The organism is Propionispira raffinosivorans DSM 20765, assembly GCF_000381065.1.
Taxonomy (GTDB): Bacteria; Bacillota; Negativicutes; order Selenomonadales; family Selenomonadaceae; genus Propionispira; species Propionispira raffinosivorans.
Genome location: NZ_KB905865.1, coordinates 22,612 through 40,458 on the forward strand (window position 1 = coordinate 22,612; position 17,847 = coordinate 40,458).

20 protein-coding genes are annotated in these 17,847 nt (G+C 36.1%); 4 read left to right on the top strand and 16 right to left on the bottom strand.

Going from position 1 to position 17,847, the window contains the following annotated elements:
* Window positions 1-19: 19 nt before the first annotated feature.
* Window positions 20-1,417 carry a MocR-like pyridoxine biosynthesis transcription factor PdxR gene (gene pdxR, locus F606_RS0116785; RefSeq protein ID WP_019555051.1) on the bottom strand — a complete coding sequence of 466 codons (1,398 nt, stop codon included), beginning with the start codon at window positions 1,415-1,417 and terminating at the stop codon, window positions 20-22.
* A 268-nt stretch (window positions 1,418-1,685) separates the two neighbouring features.
* Between pdxR and F606_RS0116790 the strand changes: the two genes are divergently transcribed.
* A complete protein-coding gene (locus F606_RS0116790; RefSeq protein WP_019555052.1) occupies window positions 1,686-2,063 on the top strand; it encodes a pyridoxamine 5'-phosphate oxidase family protein in 378 nt (125 codons plus the stop codon).
* 103 nt (window positions 2,064-2,166) lie between these two features.
* Here the strand turns inward: F606_RS0116790 and F606_RS0116795 are convergent, their stop codons facing one another.
* The gene (locus F606_RS0116795) at window positions 2,167-3,048 is read right to left on the bottom strand and encodes a LysR family transcriptional regulator (protein ID WP_019555053.1); all 882 of its coding nucleotides are present in this window, start codon (window positions 3,046-3,048) and stop codon (window positions 2,167-2,169) included.
* 136 nt (window positions 3,049-3,184) lie between these two features.
* Here F606_RS0116795 and fosX point away from each other — a divergent pair, with 136 nt between their 5' ends.
* The 3 genes from fosX (at window position 3,185) to F606_RS23545 (ending at window position 5,002) form a co-directional block, all read left to right on the top strand.
* Window positions 3,185-3,589 carry a FosX/FosE/FosI family fosfomycin resistance hydrolase gene (fosX, locus tag F606_RS0116800; RefSeq protein ID WP_019555054.1) on the top strand — a complete coding sequence of 135 codons (405 nt, stop codon included), beginning with the start codon at window positions 3,185-3,187 and terminating at the stop codon, window positions 3,587-3,589.
* 110 nt (window positions 3,590-3,699) lie between these two features.
* Window positions 3,700-4,665 (top strand): NAD(P)-dependent oxidoreductase, encoded by a 966-nt coding sequence (locus F606_RS0116805; RefSeq protein WP_154651202.1) that lies wholly within the window; start codon window positions 3,700-3,702, stop codon window positions 4,663-4,665.
* Between the two features lie 106 nt (window positions 4,666-4,771).
* On the top strand, window positions 4,772-5,002 hold the full coding sequence (locus F606_RS23545; RefSeq protein ID WP_019555056.1) for an MBL fold metallo-hydrolase: 231 nt from the start codon (window positions 4,772-4,774) through the stop codon (window positions 5,000-5,002).
* Window positions 5,003-5,176: 174 nt separating this feature from the next.
* On the opposite strand, the gene F606_RS0116815 is transcribed toward F606_RS23545, so the two are convergent.
* From F606_RS0116815 to F606_RS0116880, 14 genes are all read right to left on the bottom strand, one after another.
* On the bottom strand, window positions 5,177-5,602 hold the full coding sequence (locus tag F606_RS0116815; RefSeq protein WP_019555057.1) for a GNAT family N-acetyltransferase: 426 nt from the start codon (window positions 5,600-5,602) through the stop codon (window positions 5,177-5,179).
* Window positions 5,603-5,669: 67 nt separating this feature from the next.
* Window positions 5,670-6,623, bottom strand: a complete 954-nt coding sequence (locus F606_RS0116820) for a glutathione S-transferase family protein (protein ID WP_019555058.1) — start codon at window positions 6,621-6,623, stop codon at window positions 5,670-5,672.
* A gap of 111 nt (window positions 6,624-6,734) precedes the next feature.
* Window positions 6,735-7,493 carry an amino acid ABC transporter ATP-binding protein gene (locus F606_RS0116825; RefSeq protein ID WP_019555059.1) on the bottom strand — a complete coding sequence of 253 codons (759 nt, stop codon included), beginning with the start codon at window positions 7,491-7,493 and terminating at the stop codon, window positions 6,735-6,737.
* A 36-nt stretch (window positions 7,494-7,529) separates the two neighbouring features.
* The gene (locus tag F606_RS0116830) at window positions 7,530-8,231 is read right to left on the bottom strand and encodes an amino acid ABC transporter permease (protein WP_019555060.1); all 702 of its coding nucleotides are present in this window, start codon (window positions 8,229-8,231) and stop codon (window positions 7,530-7,532) included.
* 136 nt (window positions 8,232-8,367) lie between these two features.
* On the bottom strand, window positions 8,368-9,225 hold the full coding sequence (locus F606_RS0116835) for a transporter substrate-binding domain-containing protein (RefSeq protein ID WP_019555061.1): 858 nt from the start codon (window positions 9,223-9,225) through the stop codon (window positions 8,368-8,370).
* Window positions 9,226-9,241: 16 nt separating this feature from the next.
* Window positions 9,242-10,258, bottom strand: a complete 1,017-nt coding sequence (locus tag F606_RS0116840; protein ID WP_019555062.1) for a glutathione S-transferase C-terminal domain-containing protein — start codon at window positions 10,256-10,258, stop codon at window positions 9,242-9,244.
* Between the two features lie 12 nt (window positions 10,259-10,270).
* Window positions 10,271-11,278 (bottom strand): glutathione S-transferase family protein, encoded by a 1,008-nt coding sequence (locus tag F606_RS0116845; RefSeq protein WP_019555063.1) that lies wholly within the window; start codon window positions 11,276-11,278, stop codon window positions 10,271-10,273.
* A gap of 14 nt (window positions 11,279-11,292) precedes the next feature.
* A complete protein-coding gene (locus F606_RS0116850; RefSeq protein WP_019555064.1) occupies window positions 11,293-11,721 on the bottom strand; it encodes a GNAT family N-acetyltransferase in 429 nt (142 codons plus the stop codon).
* 185 nt (window positions 11,722-11,906) lie between these two features.
* Window positions 11,907-13,079: a M20 family metallopeptidase gene (locus F606_RS0116855; protein ID WP_019555065.1), complete on the bottom strand. Its 1,173-nt coding sequence runs from the start codon at window positions 13,077-13,079 to the stop codon at window positions 11,907-11,909.
* Window positions 13,080-13,108: 29 nt separating this feature from the next.
* Window positions 13,109-14,221, bottom strand: coding sequence for an o-succinylbenzoate synthase (menC, locus tag F606_RS0116860; RefSeq protein ID WP_019555066.1), 1,113 nt, complete (start codon window positions 14,219-14,221; stop codon window positions 13,109-13,111).
* 88 nt (window positions 14,222-14,309) lie between these two features.
* Complete coding sequence (locus F606_RS0116865; RefSeq protein ID WP_019555067.1) at window positions 14,310-15,137, bottom strand: MetQ/NlpA family ABC transporter substrate-binding protein; 828 nt, start codon at window positions 15,135-15,137, stop codon at window positions 14,310-14,312.
* A 375-nt stretch (window positions 15,138-15,512) separates the two neighbouring features.
* Entirely contained in the window at window positions 15,513-16,352 is an 840-nt protein-coding gene (locus tag F606_RS0116870) for a MetQ/NlpA family ABC transporter substrate-binding protein (protein ID WP_019555068.1), read from the bottom strand.
* Window positions 16,353-16,374: 22 nt separating this feature from the next.
* Window positions 16,375-17,043 carry a methionine ABC transporter permease gene (locus tag F606_RS0116875; RefSeq protein ID WP_019555069.1) on the bottom strand — a complete coding sequence of 223 codons (669 nt, stop codon included), beginning with the start codon at window positions 17,041-17,043 and terminating at the stop codon, window positions 16,375-16,377.
* Window positions 17,040-17,819: a methionine ABC transporter ATP-binding protein gene (locus tag F606_RS0116880; RefSeq protein ID WP_019555070.1), complete on the bottom strand. Its 780-nt coding sequence runs from the start codon at window positions 17,817-17,819 to the stop codon at window positions 17,040-17,042. The genes F606_RS0116875 and F606_RS0116880 overlap by 4 nt, the downstream gene beginning before the upstream one ends.
* Window positions 17,820-17,847: the final 28 nt, after the last annotated feature.

Here is a 17,847-nt window from a genome sequence, read left to right on the forward strand (position 1 = left end):
ATATACAAAATTGTTATATTTAAGAATACCAAGCTTGATATAATAGCTCTATGCCCCGATCAATTTCATGATTACTCATACCACCAAAGCCAAGCATTATTTGAGAATTATTACTGCTTTTATGCAGATATGTACTAGAAAGTGAAAATAGTTTTACATTCTTTTCCTGCGCACGGTTTATAAGTTCCGTTTCATTAAGAGAATTACCAACTAACTCTAAAACAATGTGGAGTCCCGCTCCCTGTCCGATAATGTTAGCTTGATCGCCGAAATGATGTTGGATAGATTGAATTATTGCATCATGCTTCTTTTTATAGAGCGTTCGCATTTTGCGCAGATGTCGTTCCCAGTATCCTTGTTCCATAAACATAGTTAATGTTCTCTGATCTAATAATGAAACATTCGTAGAATAATTGGCAAATAACCTACGATATAGGCTGAGCAATTGATAAGGCAGGATCATATAGCTTATTCGAAGTGCTGGAGATAATACTTTAGAAAAAGTCCCTATATATACTATATTGCCTTGCGGGTGCAATCCTTGCAAGGCTGGAATTGGTTTTCCAAAGTACCTCAATTCACTATCATAGTCATCTTCAATAATGACACCGCCAACGGTTTCTGCCCAATTAATCAACTTCAGTCTATTTACCACAGGCATAACACAACCTAATGGAAATTGGTGAGAAGGTGTGACATATACAACTGTACTATTCGTATTTTGTAAAAATTCCAAGTCTAGACCATCTGAATTTACTGGTATGGGCATGAGGGAAAAGGAATGATTACGGAAAACAGTTTTGGAAATGAAATGTCCAGGATCTTCCATGGCAAAGTTAGAATGATTTTCTCTCAATATGGGTGCGAGAATTGAAAGACTATCCTGAAGCCCAGAGCAAACGATGATTTGATCAGGCTCACAAGAAACACCCCGAGAACGCGCTAAATATCTTTGAATCTGGCAGCGTAATGCAAAATCGCCTTGTTGATTACTATAGAAAGCAAGTTGCTTCGGACTTGCTTTTAAACACTCTGTATAAAGCTTACGCCACAAGTTAATAGGAAAACTCCCTGGTGAAAGACAAGCCGGATGAAAATCAAAAGCATATACTTTTTCGTCGGCAAAGGCCTTTGGGGAATATGTGTTGATGGGATGAAAAGCTGCTGAAAGAAATTCCGGATCTATGAATGACACATAGTATCCACTTCTTGGCTTGCTGTATATATACCCTTCTGCACATAACTGTTGATAGGCATATTCCACCGTATTACGGCTTACCGATAATTCGCCAGCTAGGTTTTTAATAGATAGAAGTTTCGTCTTGGGAGATAATTCCCCCGATAATATTTTATTTTTAAGCTGATCATAGATTTTAGAATGTAATGGTTGCTGACCATTATGATCCAATATAAACATTACGCTCACCCAACTCATTTAATTGAAAAATTTTAACTACCGTCCGTATAGATAGTAATATCTATTGTCAAATTCCGAAAAATCTGACCCCCTATTATAAAATAAAACTGTCACTGTGATTATGGGTAGTTTTATTTTATAATAGGACTATCCGATATACAACATATTATTATATACAGTGTAATCTAGCTGGTTTGTACAATAATCGTACGAACCACATTGCATCGGTCGATACCTAAATTTACTTAAACAGAAAAGGATGATTCTTATGCTTAACAAAAAATTATTGGACGTACTTTCGCATCCCGTAGATGGAGCCGTCAGCATTGTAACGAATGGTGATGCTGGTCCGCATTTAGTCAATACTTGGAATAATTATATAGTAGTTACACCTGACGACAAACTATTAATTCCAGTTTCTGGCTTTAACAAAACAGAAAAAAACCTTAGTGTTCATAACCAGGTTATTCTATCCATTGCCAGCAGAGAAATAGAAGGTTACAAAGCGAAAGGAACCGGTTTTATTGTAAAAGGAACGACCCGTTTTATAAAATCGGGTGATGATTTCGATCATATGAAGGAAAAGTTTTCCTGGATTCGTGCCGTATTAGAAATAACCGTAACGACTGCAACACAAATGCTTTAAGAAGATTTATTCTTAGGGTTCTATAACAAATGTCGAGGTAAGCAAAAAACAAATTGCTTGCCTCGACCTATTTTTTGTCCAAATGAATTATTAAGGTAACGACCTATACGCCAAATATAGTCTGCAGATAATTGTCAAGAATGCAAAGTGTCTTATTTAAAGCCGTGTAAGGAAATTTATGGGTTGCCTTATAGCATATTCTTTGCGGAATTGGCTCTGATAACTTCTGCAGGACAAACTGTCCATTTTGTATCATGTGTGTACCTACAGAAGCCGGGACGATAGCCCATTGCCTGATGTCCTTCATAAAAGTAGTAATAAGCCCTGCCGAATCTAAATGAATGCGCGAAGGGCAATGCGGGTCCCACCACTGATCATGTTTGAATTGAAATTCTTTGTTCCAAATTATGAATATTTCGTGTTGCGGTGCCAATTCTTTTATTTCAACAGTATCCACTGCCTGACGTTTCGGTGAAGCAAGACGCAACAACATCATTTCTTCAGTAAAAAATGGCTTAACCGTGACACATGGCGAAGCTATTTCTCTTACCACAAACGCCACATCCATCTCACGTCTTTCAATACTATCAAACGCTTCCTGCGTATGCTGCGTTCGAATTTGCAACCGTATCGCTGGATTATGCTGCTGTAACATCTGATATAACGGTGGTAAAACAAAATGGCTTATACTTTCAGCGACACTAATTGCCAAACTTAATTGAGCTTCATTCGTTTGCAAGACTTGAGTTTCCCGCCAGAGGGCCTCCCATCTTTCTGCAATATAAAAAAAATTTTCTCCTTTGGGCGTCAGACTGATTTTGGATTCCCCCTTTCTTCTCTCTACCAATATTCCACCCATTTCCTGCTCTAAGGTCTTCAATCGATAGCTTACTGTAGCTTGAGATAAGTGCAGGGATTCTGCTGCCTTGCTTAAATTTCCAGTTTTTACGATAGCTAAAAAAGCTTCAATACCGGGAAAGTACATAAAAACACCCCTCAATATATAGAAAAATTTAATATATATTACAAAATATTTGATCTTTACAGTATTATTCTATATATGTAAAATTATCATTAACAAAGCTACTAGTCAAATAACTATTTTCACGGGAGGCGATAATGTGATAGAAGGCATCAGTCACGTAACTTTTATTGTTAGAGACCTTGAACTTGCAACTAAATTTTTCAAACAAATATTTGACGCGGAAGAAGTTTACTCTAGTGGAGATACTACATTTTCAGTATCAAGAGAGAAATTCTTCATGATTGGCGGGCAATGGATTGCAATAATGGAAGGAGAGTCTCTTCCAATTCGCACATACAACCATATCGCTTTTAAAATACCAGAAGCAGATTTTGAAACATATAAATCACGCATTCGAAAACTAGGTATAGATTTTAAGCAACCACGCCCCCGCGTAGAAGGCGAAGGCCAGTCATTGTATTTTTATGACTTCGACAATCATTTGTTTGAAATACATACCGGAACACTTTCTCAGCGACTAAAAAGATATAAAAGGAAGTAACAAAACCAATGCTTTATTCCTACCACATATACAGTTTAAATCTCGTACACTATACCTTTATGGTAAATTTGTAATACGAAACGGCTTTTCTTCGAATCATAGCATAGAACATGAAAGGTGGTTTACCAATGAAAATTCTCATTGTTGGCTATTTTAGCGAGACCTCAAAATTAAATATTGTAAGGAATTTCCCGAAAAACTGGGACATTGTAATCGTCCCGCCTGGAAAAGAAATGCTACATCATATTGAAGATTGCCATGTACTCATACCTGAACATATTAAAGTCGACAGCAGCCTGCTTTCTATAGCAAAAAATTTAAAATTAGTACAGACGGGTGCAGGATTTGATAATGTAGATATCAAGTCTTGCACGCAACTCGGCATTTGGGCAGCCAATGCCGCAGGCGTGAATGCACAAGCAGTAGCCGAGCACGTAATGGCACTGATATTATCTTATTATAAAAACATACCCTTTCTTGATACTTTCATGAAGAACAGGATGGATGAAAGTCAATTGGACTATACAGGGAGTGAATTAAAAGACAAAACGATTGGTATTATCGGATTTGGCGCTGTCGGTAGAAAAGTAGCTGAATTTTGCAAGGTTTTTGATATGAATGTGCTCGTTTATGCAAGAAATACGGTTGTACCATCTGACAGTTTTGTGAAAATGACGGATTTCGATACTCTTGTACGCACATCAGACATAATAAGTGTACATGCAGCCCTGAATCAGCAAACCAAAAACCTGATCAACAAATCCGTATTTGAAAAAATGAATAATTCCGTGCTTTTTGTCAATACAGCTCGCGGTGGGATTGTCAATGAACAAGACTTGATATTTGCATTAAAAAATGGGGATATTTCAGGTGCCTGCCTTGATGTATTTGAATCTGAACCCCTTCCAATTGACAGTGAGCTCAGAGATCTGGCTAATGTAATACTTACTCCTCATACCGCAGGCATGCCTGATGGTCTCAAATTTCATAAAAAAAGATATGATTTCTTTGTGAATAATATTAAACGTGTAGAAAATGGTAACGAGCCGAAAAGCAAGCTCAATCAATTATTATAGTTTTGGTAAAATAAAAAAACGGAAACGAAATAAAACGATTGAACTGACCCCCATAAATTAGATTTAGATCTAACTTATGGGGGTCAGTTCAAAAAGCCATTAATCGGTGCTTGTAACAACTGAAAAATCAGGTCCAGTATTGTTGACGCTTGACGGTGCTTACACCAAACATAATTTTGAAAATAACCTTCCCTTCCTGTCATTTGATCCCGAGATGGCTGCAAAATCAATTGGGCATCTGAAGGAACTAATTCAGAAAATCCATCCCAAAGTTATTTTTTTTGGACACGATAACAAGCAAGCATCAAAGGGACGTACATTCCCCGACTTCTTGTAACGGAGGGGAATGCCCTTATGAACAATCACTCCCACTTAACCAAAAATGATCATCATTTAATTGGAACGCTTTGCTTACTCTTCGTATTTGGGAATATCAATAATTGCAACCCAATATTTCCCGCCCAATGTCAGAGAACAAGTACTCGGTGCTTTATCTGCCACAATAGTACTGCTAAATAAAGTTCATTTCCTCAAGTTCTTTCAATTGATTTTTACGATACATAGCCATTCCTGTTTTCATTTTCCGAAAACCAAGATGCTCATAGAGACTAACCGTATTGGGATGCGTATAAAGGATAATATTGCACTGACTAACCTGACCTATCAACCGGTTAATAATTTCTTTTCCCAAACCTTTGCCATGATACCCTTCATCAAGCGCAATATTATAGATCGCAGCCTGACAAATACCATCTGAAATGGCTCTACCAAACCCAATTAACGTATCCTGATCAAAAACAAAGACAACAGCATAGCTATTCTGGAATACTTTTTGCTGTGTCACAGCATCCAGATCACTTAATCCAAAATTCGCCAAAAGTTCAGCGACCCGTGTCCAATCGATACATTTAGTATGTGTCTGAAAACGATATGTCATTAAAGTCCCTCGCTTTTCCTATGTTTCACCAAATTTATATTTTTTATCAAGTATTAGTAATGAAATTTTACTGTCCGATTTTTTCTCTGCCATGCTTCGTGTTCCATACCTTTATATCCGGACCTTTTGGAAGTATGCCATAACGATTCCCCTGTATCGTAGATAAATGATAATGTTTCTTAATACTATCAAAATCAGTCGTTTCGCCAAAACCAGCAGTCTGATATAAATCCCGTGCATAACCCCATAAATTAGGGAATTCAACAAGACGGTTTCTATTTACACGAAATCCATTATAATACGCCACGTCAAACCGCGCTAATGTTACATATAATCTCACATCAGAATCTGTAATTTGTCTGCCAAAAAGATATCGCTGCTCTGCTAAACGTTTTTCCAATTCATCCAGCCGATTAAAAATCGTATCATAAGCCTCTTCATAAGCAACTTGCGATTGGGCAAAACCGGCTCTATAGACCCCATTATTCAAATCTCGAAAAATAATATCATTAAGTTTATCAATCTCGTCTCGCAATGACTCAGGATATAAATCAGGTGCTCCTTTCTTATGATACTTTTTCCATGCCGTTTCCAAATAATTAGTCAACCGAAAGTAATCATTATTAACAATCTTTTTTGTTTTAATATCTACAACTGCTGGGACAGTAGGCCTTCCTGTATAGTTTGGATCTGCATTATAGTATACTTCACTAATATAATGAATCTTCAGCACCGGATCAATCTCGCCCTCATCCAAGGTAAATGCCCAATCCGTACGAGGCAGGTTCGGTCGAATGGGATCTGCAGTTCCTACACTGATTACATCTTCTAGTCCCAGCAGTTTTCTCACAATAATCGCCCGATGAGCCCACGGACAAACCGGAGACCATAATAAACGGTATCGCCCCGCTTCAACTGGCAATTCTCCCACTTCCTCCCCAAAAGGAATTGAAAATTGATTTTTTTGGCGATTAAACGCACCATCTTTTTTCATTTCAACGGATTTTAATGTTAATGCCATTTTTTTACCCTCTTTACTTTTTATAAATTTTTCCATTCTTCTTTTTAACAAAACGTACTGTCATATAAAAAAACACCGTATTACTTTGATATATGCTATGAATGACTCTGCCTAAATTTGATATTCAGGTTCCGTTGAATAGGCTATTTTAGAAAGAAATTCTTTTGTTCTTGTATTTTGGGGATTTTCAAAAACTTCTTTTGGTGTTCCATCTTCTATAATTTTTCCATTGTACAAAAACAGAACCCGATTTGCTACTTTTTTTACGAAATTCATCTCATGTGAAACCAAAATCATTGTGTTGCCTTCCAATGCGGTTGCTTTTATTGTATCGAGTACTTCACCGACTAATTCAGGATCTAATGCGGATGTTGGTTCATCAAACAGAAGTAGTTTAGGATTCATCGCCAAAGCACGTGCAATGGCCACACGCTGTTGCTGACCACCCGATAATTGTTTTGGATAGGAGTCGATCTGTTTTGCTAAACCAACCTTCTCCAACTGAAACTTTGCAATCTCCTCGGCTTCATTTTTCGCCAGTTTCTTGACGACAACTAAGCCTTCCATCACATTTTCTAAAGCCGTCTTACGACGGAATAAATTAAACTGTTGAAAAACCATAGCGGTATTTTGGCGAAGATTAATTAATTCTTGTTTTGTCTTTTTTTTCACATCGACTCGTAAACCATCAATTGTTATAGTTCCCTCTTCTGCCTCTTCCAATAAATTTATACATCTTAGAAGTGTTGATTTTCCAGCTCCCGAAGGACCAATAACAGCTACAACATCACCTTTTTTAATTGTCAGATCAATGTGATCAAGGACCTTATTTTTTTTAAATGTTTTGGATAAATTTTTAATTTCGATCATAGAAAATCAATGCTCCTTAAAAACATATTCGCACGTTCATTCTGGTATTGTTAATTTTCGTTCAATGACTTTTATACTTCGTTCAATAATAATGGTCATAACCCAATAAATAATAGCTAATGAAACATAAACTTCAAAATAGCGATAATTAGATCCGGCTAAAATTTTTCCCTGTGCTGTTATTTCCACAACCGAACAGACAAAAGCCAGTGAAGTACCTTTCAATAAACTAATTAAGGCATTACCTAATGTTGGTAATGCGACGACAAAAGCTTCCGGAATAATAATACGATATAAGACTTGAAAAAAAGTCATTCCCAAAGAATACGCTGCTTCAATTTGTCCTTTTTCAATAGATTGAATCGCCGCTCGAATACTTTCCGAATTGTACGCTGCTTCATTTAATGAAAAAGTAACTAAAACAAATAACAGTGGGGGAATACTATTTAAATTATAAGTTGTATCATTGTAATAGTTATAATAACGCAAAAAAATAGGGATGCCATAATACGTAAGATATAACTGCACCAACAATGGAGTCCCTCTTGTAAAAGAGACAAAAACTGCTGTAAGCTGCGTTAAAAATGTTATACCTTTTACTTTAATGATAGCTAAAATAAACCCGAGAAGTAATCCAATAACCATGGATAAAATAGTGATTTCTAGCGTAACCGGTAAATATAGCAACAAACTTGGTATTTGCGTAAACACGAGTTTGATATCGAAAATATTGGGCATGTAATAAATCCTCCTTAACGAATAACCCTTCACAAATCTGAGGTCAGCCCCATCTATGATAAAGAACGGCAATCTCTACTACCCTCTTGATAGTAAATCGAGATTGCCGTAACTTGCTTTACATTAAGCAAAAAAATCATTTAGGTGCATAATCATTATGAAAGTATTTTTGACTAATTTTTGTAATCGTACCATCCGCTATAACTTCTGCTAATGCTTGATTAATATCTTTTTCTAACTGTTCACCATCTTTCCCTTTGCTGATTAATAGATAACTATATGGTGCACCAATTAAATCCGACTCTTCCGCTGTTAAAGAAATCGTTTTTAATTTGAGCCCATAATCTTTAATGTAATTTTCCAACATAGCAGCATCAATAAGCTGAAAATCATATTTTCCACTTTCTACATTTTGCAAAATAGGCAGTAAATCTGCTTCTGTATAGTTTAATAAGACAGTTTGGCTGGTATGTTCTTTATTATAATTTTCTAGAGCGGTCGTATAGTTTGTTCCTGCACTAACTTCAGTTGTTTTTCCCTGAAGATCTTTAAAGGAATTTATACTTTTATTGTCAGCAGCTACTGCAATAACATATTGGTTTTTAAATATTGGCTTTGAATAAATATATTTTTCTTTGCGCTCCTTGTTCATAGCAAAATTATTAGCCCCGATTTGATAGCGATCCGAATCTAATCCCGCAAAGATCGAAGGAAATTCCGTTTTTTCAAAGGAAAGTTCATATTGAGGAAGTTTTTCAAAGATGGCTTTAACGGTCTCTATATCATACCCTGTTATTTCATTATTTTCATTTACATAACTAAAAGGTTTAGGTTGCCCGCCCGTTGCCACAACAATTTTTTTCCTCGCAGAACCATCCTTATTTCCCGAAGAAGCTGCTTGGTCTGAGCCACAACCAGCAGCTAATATAATTCCTACCAATAAAAGGCTTATAGCTGCGAATAGTTTACGCTGTATTTTATATCTAATTTTCATTTATAGATCCCCTTATTTATTTTTTATTTTTGGATATTAAAAATTTATGATCCGGGTCTTTACTTAGTCGTGCTCGATCATGTGGTTCTCCCCACAACGCAGCAAAATCAATTTGATTCCAAAAGCGAGTATTGTAATCTACAAAAATAGTATTCGTATTTCCCGTCTGCTTTGCCAAATCTTTAAAATATGTATTATTTTTAAAGGCTGGAATTTGATACAAGTCGCGCGCATAGCCCCAAATATTTTTAAAATCCACAATACGATTTCGAACTGGTCCCAAATGTCTGTAATAAGAAATATCAAATCTTGCCAACGTGACAAAGAAACGCACATCACTATCTGAGACATAATCCCCAAACAAAAAGCGGTTTTTCCCTAGACGTTTTTCAAGTTCATCTAAGCCCTTATAAAAATGATTGAATGCATCATTGTAAGCGCCGATCGTTTGTGCAAAAGCCGCTTTATAAACCCCATTATTGATGTTGTGAAAAAGCCATTCATTGAACTTATCTATCTCACTTCGCAATGTTTCAGGATATAAATCAGGTGCATTTTCTTTATGAAATTCTGCAAAATCAACTTCAAAATAATTGGTTAACTTATGATAATCATTGTTAATTACTTTTTTTGTTTTACTATCCACTAAGGCAGGAACTGTTGCACGACCTTTATATTCCGGATCTGCATTTGCATACAGTTCACTCAAAAACTCGACATCTAAAATTGGGTCTTTATGCTTCTCGTCATAGCAAAATTCCCAGCCTAAATCAACAGTTCGTTCTGTTCTACCGACTAAATTTACACTTATAGCATCGATTCCCAATAATTCTCTAACGATAGCGGCTCTATTTGACCAGTTACATCCCTTTGCCCAAATCAAACGATATCGGTTAGCTTCAACCGGGTTTTCATTTTCCTGCGGCCCAAATTTAGCCGTAAAGTGATTATTTTGTCTTACAAAAGCTCCATTCGCATCAATTTCATTTTCTGTCTCTTTCGGACGTGGTCTAGCTATATCATGATTTGGCATATGATGACCTCCCTATTTATTTAACGTTTCTCTATGATGCGGTTGTGACCAAATAGACAAATCCGGACCTTTCGCTAAAATCTGATAAGGATTTTCCGCATGATTTCCTAAATGATAACCTCTTTTTATGGCAGCAAAATCTGTTGTGTCACCAAAGCCAGGCGTTTGGTATAAATCTCTTGCATAACCCCATAAATTCGGGAAATCAATCAACCGATTTCGATTCGTTCGAAATACCATATAATATGCTATATCAAAACGAGCTAAGGTAACATATAAACGAATGTCAGAATCCGTAATCTGATTTCCAAATAAATATCGTTGCTTACTTAACCTTTGTTCTAATTGATCAAGTCGTGCAAACAAAGCATCATACGCTTTTTCATAAGCTGTTTGAGATTGGGCGAAACCTGCTTTATATACGCCATTATTTACATCATTAAAAATGATATCATTGAGCTTATCAATTTCACTCCGTAATTCAACCGGATACAAGTCCGGTGCATCTTTTTTTTGAAATTTTTTCCAAGCAAGCTCCCAGTAATTTGTTAATTTAAAATAATCATTATTAACCACTTTACCCGTTTTTACATCAACAACGGTTGGTACGGTTGCACGTCCTGTATAATTTGGTTCAGTTTTTTCATAAATTTCCGGTAAATAGCGAATTCCCAAAACTGGATCTACGCCGCCTGCATCTAAAGAAAACTCCCACCCCTTATCCGTGCGAACCGGATTTGCGGTTCCAATACTAATAACATCTTGCAATCCTAATAAATGAATAGCAATGATTTGGCGATGTGCCCACGGACAAATCGGTGCCCAAAGCAATCTATAGCGATTTGCTTCTATAGGCAAATCATTTTCGCCATCGCCAAATGGAGTCGTAAAGTAATTATTTTGTCTTACAAAAGCTCCAGCTTCACTAATTTCATGTATATCCTCTGACGTAGCAATTTTAGGTTCAAAATTTTTTATCGCTGCATCTGTCAAAAGGACTGTTTCTTTTTTCGTCGTCATAAAAAGGCCTCCATTTATAAAATTTTCTCCGTATATACAATTGGAATACTCGACTGTAATTGTATATCTGGATGAACTATATAATCTAAACTTTCATAAAATCCCTGCGCTTGAACTTGACTCGTAATAATAATTTTTTTCACACCATATTCTTTCGCCCATACCTCCATTGCCTGAATGAGTATACGACCAACACCTTTTCCTTGATAATCTTGTACAACACAAACTCGTTCTATCTTTGCTGTGTTGTCATCCACAAGCTGTAATCTTGCCGTCGCGATTGGTTCTTTGTCATCCAGTAAAAGTAGATACTTCGCCTTTTCACCATCTTTTTCATCAAACTCTAACTTCAATGGAATATTTTGTCCTTTTACAAAAACGTTAATGCGAATATAATATACAGCTGCTCTTTGCCACGTTTCTTCTACACGTACAATTTCCAAATAAATTCCTCCAGTTATATGTCCAAGATAAAATAAAACCTTGTAGTACTTACCGTTTCACCCTTGATATAAAAAAAACAGAGACGTAAAAGGATTCATATCCTTCACGCCTCTGTTTTTTCAGTCAGCATTGATTTTCATTATCATATCATGTTTTCATAGAATCATCAATATATTCGCTACTATCATTGATATAAATTTACCTCATCTAAGTTAAATACTGCTAGTGTAAGCAGCTTAGCACGCTCATATAAAGACTCTACAACTGCATATTCTTCTTTACTATGATTTCTTTCTCCTTTTACCCCCATACCACAAACTGTTGGTATGCCGCTTGAAACAGCATATGCTGAATCGGATGCTCCACCGACTTTTCGTGCCTTTAGAGGGCCTAAGTTGTTTTCTCTTGCTGTTGCTTGAACGAATCTAAATAATTGTTCTACACCAGGTGTTGTATCCATTGGTTTAAGACAAGCACCTAAACTTAATTGTGTATGTGTACCTTCTATATAGGTTTGTTCAGCAATAGCTTGTAGTTGTTTCGAAAACACCGCTATATCGGATTCCTTACCAAAGCGCACATCAATTTTTATTTTTGCGTAATCCGGTGTAGAGTTGGGCACCGTGCCACCTTCAATTGTTCCTACATTAAATGAAATAGCCGCTTGCTTATCCGTAAGCTTTTCAATTTCCAGTAACTTATGTGCGATCTCTACTATAGCACTGCGCCCAATTTCCGGATTATTTCCAACATGAGCTGCTACCCCAAAAGTTTCCATAGTAAAAGAAGCTACACCCTTACGACCAATAATGATTGCATCATCCACAAAACCTGTTTCACAATTAAATACGGCTCGTGCACCAATAAATTCTCGTTGCAGCACGGTAGCAGCATCCGATTTTTGGTGTCCATTTTCTTCATCGCCAGCTAAAATTATTTTGAAAGAAGAACTGTTATATCCAATTGCCTGCAAAGCTTTAATTGCATATAAAATAATGACAATACCGCCCTTCATATCCAAAACACCTGGTCCAAAAGCCTTTCCATCCGTAATGGTAAAAGGTCTTTTTCCAACAGTTCCTTTTTTAAAAACGGTATCACTATGCCCTAAAAAAACAATCGGTGCACCTTTTCGGTCATGCCTAATCTCAGCCAACAGCAGATTGCCAGCCTGATCGTAATGAACGTACTGAACCTCGGCGCCTAAATTTTCTAAAATCTCACCTATTTTAATTTGTAACAGATCAATTCCGACCTTATCATCATTGCCACTATCGTGATTAACTAATTCTTGCCACAAGGATAACATTTCACTTTTATGTGCATCAATAAAAGCCAGCAGCTTCTTTTTTTCCATTAAAATCAGCCTCCTCCCGCAAACTGCAACTACCGCAAAAATTCTTTTTTCTCAAAAGTAAAAGAATCTAATAAAGTTTGAACCGGCTCAATTCCAATTCCAATTTCTAACGGTACTTTTATCATCGCTTTTTTATTAATCGTTACAGGCGCACTCATAAAATCATTTGCATAATAACGGTTAGATGCTGGCACATCACCAGGGAATTTATAATTAGGCAGGGAAGCTATGGCAATATTATGGGCCCGCGCGATCCCCGCATCGAGCATTCCGCCACACCATACAGGGATATTATTTTCCTGACATAAGTCATGTATTTTTTTTGCCTCCGTAAGACCGCCGACACGGGCAACTTTAATATTTATTGTTTTCATACTACCAAGTTCAATAGCTTTCCTAGCATCTTCAACAGATTCAATACTCTCATCCAAACAAATTTTTGTTCGCAATTCTTTTTGCAGCTTTGCATGATCAATAATATCATCATTTGCCAGTGGCTGTTCAATCATAAGTAAATTCAAGTCATCTATTTGTTTAAACAAATCCATATCCGCAAGAGTATATGCCGAATTGGCATCTGCCATCAACGTAATATCACCAAATTCTTTACGCACCACAGATAGATAGTGCAGATCTTTTGCTGGTTTTATTTTCACCTTAATCCGTCGGTAACCTTCATTTATATATCTATCTACCATATATAAAAGTTCATCTGGATTTTTTTGAATTCCTAAGCTGACACCAGTTTCAATCTCACTTCTCGTTCCCCCTAGTGCTTTTGCAAGAGAAATGTTATTCTCTTTTGCATACAAATCCCAAAGAGCGCAGTCTATTGCTGCTTTTGCCATTTTATTACGGCGAATCCATTTAAAATCATCTTGTATTTTTTCTGGACATGAAATATCTTGATTACTAAAAAGAATCGGAATTAAAAATTTTTCGATATTAGCCCAAGCAGTGTCTGTTGTTTCTTCACTGTACCACGGTGCTGCCAATGCCGAACATTCACCATACCCAATGTGATCTTTGGAATGAATTTCGACAACAATAAATTTTTTCGTTTTCATAGCAGCAAAACTAGTTTCAAAAGAAACCTTTAATGCCATTTCCATTTTTCGTAATACGATTTTCTTTATTTTCATTGTTTCAACCTCAAAATCTAAAATCAAATCTACTCACAGTAAACAAAGCAAAAGCAATACTTTTTCGTTTTTTTTAGACTGCCCATGATTAAAAAACAGGAATTACAGATCCGGCAAAACGTTCAAGAATAAAATTGCGGACTGCCTCACTTTGATATAATTGAACAAACTTTTGTAATTGTGGATTATCTTTATCTGCCTCACGAACAGCTAACACATTAGCATAAGCTGAATCTTTTGATTCTACTAAAATGGCATCTTTTTTCGGATCTAATTTTGCATTAACAGCATAATTCATATTCACGGCAGCAAAATCCATATCATTCAAGGAACGAGGGATTTGTGCAGCTTCCAATTCAAAAATCTGCAAATGTTTTGGATTTTCGATAATATCTTGCACGGATGGTGAAAAGCCAACATTATCTTTTAATTTAATAAGTTTTGCCGACTGCAATAATAGCAATGCACGCCCGCCATTTGTTGGATCATTTGGGATAGCCATTTTACTTCCATCTTTAATTTCATCTAAAGATTTAATTTTATTTGAATAAATTGCCATTGGAGCTATAATTGTTTTGCCAATATCTACTATTTTGTAACCTTTTTCTTTTATAGCATTTTCCATAAATGGTTTATGTTGAAAAGCATTTATATCAATTTCGCCATTATTCAAAGCCTCGTTTGGCGTAATATAATCACTAAACTCAACAACTTTTATCTTTAAGCCTTGCTTTTCGGCCTCACCTTTAAAAAACTCCATAATTTCTCCGTTAGCCCCTGGTGTGACACCAACAACAATTTCTTTGTCGGCAGCAACTGGTTTGGATGTTTCTTTTTCACCATTACTGCAACCTAAAACAGAAAGTGCCAACAAACTTAATGAAAATACTCCTACTATAATTTTTTTGTAATTCATAAATTGTCTCCATTCCATCAACATATACTTAATAATTTCGATTATTCCATCGCGAAAAGCATACTTAATTGATATATTTTATATGCTTTATTTTTAATATTATAAACGTTATGAAAAATTTTGTCAATGTCAGCATTGTCATTGCAATCGATATATGATACGTCTACTAGATCGGTTTTGATGCTGTCTCAAAGTTCGAGATATACTATTGTTACTACCTAGCGCAAAAGTAAAAAAATTGTTACGTTATAAAATAAACATAGCACCAACAAAAGCGGCGCTATGTTTATTTAAGCTTCTTTTAAATTTAAAAATTTCCGAATGTATCTTGCATAAATTAGCTAAATATGATAAATAAAGTTTGAAATTCAATTCTCAAAATGCTGGAACTACAGCACCTTTATACTTATCTTCAATAAATTTTCTAACATCATCAGATTGTAAAATCTGCACTAATTTTTGAATTTCTGGTCTATTTTCATCATTTTTTCTTACAACCAAAACATTTGCATAAGGAGAATCCGCAGCTTCACGGAATAAAGCCGAATTAGGGTCTATTTTTGCTTCTAATATCCAGTTTGTATTGATAACCGCACCATCAACATCAGGTAAAGCGCGGACAAGCTGTGCCGACTCAACCTCAACAAACTGTAAATGTTTCGGATTTTCGACGATATCTTTCGGTGTTGCTGAAAAGTTAATTACGTCGGCCTTTAATTTAATCAAACCTTGTTTTTGCAAAAGAACCAAACTGCGAAATTCATTAGATGGATTATTAGGAATCGCAATTTTAGCACCATCTGGTAATGCATCGATCGATTTAATTTTTTGTGAATAGAATCCCATTGGTTCTACGTGTACTTTGGCCACTGAAACAAAATCATAGCCTTTTTCTTTTGCTACAGAGTCAAGATATGGTACGTGCTGAAAGTAGTTCGCATCAATCTGTTTTTCCTGTAAAGCAGGATTTAATTGCCCTTCATCATCTAAATTAACAATTTCGAGATTGATACCGGCTTCTTTTAATTTAGGTTTAATAAAATTTAAAATATCAGTATGTGGAATTAACGCGGCCCCTACTTTTAATGTAACTTCTGATTTGTCAGCCGTAGGTGCTGTTACTGCTTTATCGGCACCGCAACCCGAAAATAAAATTCCCACAAGTAAGATAGAAACTAATAACAATACATTTTTTACGATTTTTTTCCCTAACATAATCATCATCCCTCACTATAATTTACTCAAATTTGTACCGCTTGCGTTCAATATATTTGGCGATAAAATCGCCACCCCACTGTATTCCTTGGACTAAAAGCACGAGTATAACAACGGTAACGATCATGACATCATCCCTATAGCGCATATAACCAAAGCGAATAGCCAGAGACCCCAAACCACCTCCACCGATAGCACCAGCTACTGCTGTAAAACCAATAACCATAATAATAGCAATTGTCATACCGCGAATCAGTGATGGAAGTGCCTCAGGAATAAGCACTTGAGTAATAATGGTAAATGGAGATGCCCCCATCGCCAGTGCCGCTTCAATTTTACCAAATGCAACTTCCTTTAAACAATTTTCTATAATTCTGGCAAAAAAAGGAGCAGAACCAATCGAAAGTGGTACGATAGCCGCGGTAGCTCCCAGTGTCGTTCCAATCAGGAATCTGGATAATGGCAATAATATAACAATTAAAATAATGGAAGGAAAGGAGCGAAAAATATTCACAATCGTTCCTAAAGCCTGATGAACTTTAGCCGATTCCAATATATTCCCCTTTTCGGTGACAACAAGAATGACCCCAAATGGTAAACCAATCAACAATGCAACAATCGTAGATGCCCCTGCCATATATAAAGTCTCTGTTAAACCAGTCAAAACCAAGTCAAACAAGTCATTGTTCAAATTCCCTCACCACCTTGAAAAATTCGTTTTTTCTGAAAGCCCTGTAATATATGGATGAATCTTTGTGCGGTATTACTTTCGGGATTGGAGAAAAACTTTTCGACCGTCCCTGTTTCAACAATTTTGCCGTTCTCAATAACAGCCATATGATTGCAAATCGTATTCAAAACATCCAATTCATGTGTAATCAAAATAATTGTTAAGCCAAGTTTTTTATTAATATTCTTTAATAATTCCAAAATAGAATACGTTGTCTGCGGGTCCAAAGCAGAAGTAGCTTCATCACTCAAAAGTACGTCAGGATCATTGGCTAGTGCCCGCGCTATACCAACTCGCTGTTTTTGTCCGCCACTGAGTTGCAGTGGATACGCTTGCATTTTATCGGACAAATCCACCAACTGTAATATTTCCCTTACTCTGTTTTCAATTTGATCTGAGCGAAACCCCGCAATTTTCAAAGGAAAGGCAACATTCTCAAAAACTGTTTTTGAATCAAATAAATTAAACTGCTGAAAAATCATGCCAATTTTCCGTCTGGCCTGCCGCAATTGTTTGTCATTCATACTGGAAATATCTTTTTCACCAATTAAAATCTCGCCCGAATCTGGTTCTTCTAAACGGTTTAAACATCGGATCAACGTCGATTTTCCTGCTCCGCTGAAACCAATAATACCAAAAATATCACCTTTTTCAATTTTTAAATTTATATCAGAGACTGCTTCAATAGAAGAGTGCGGTGTATAATACGTTTTTTTTAAATTTTTGATTTTTATCATTTCGTTTCAACTCACTTTGCTCTTTGCC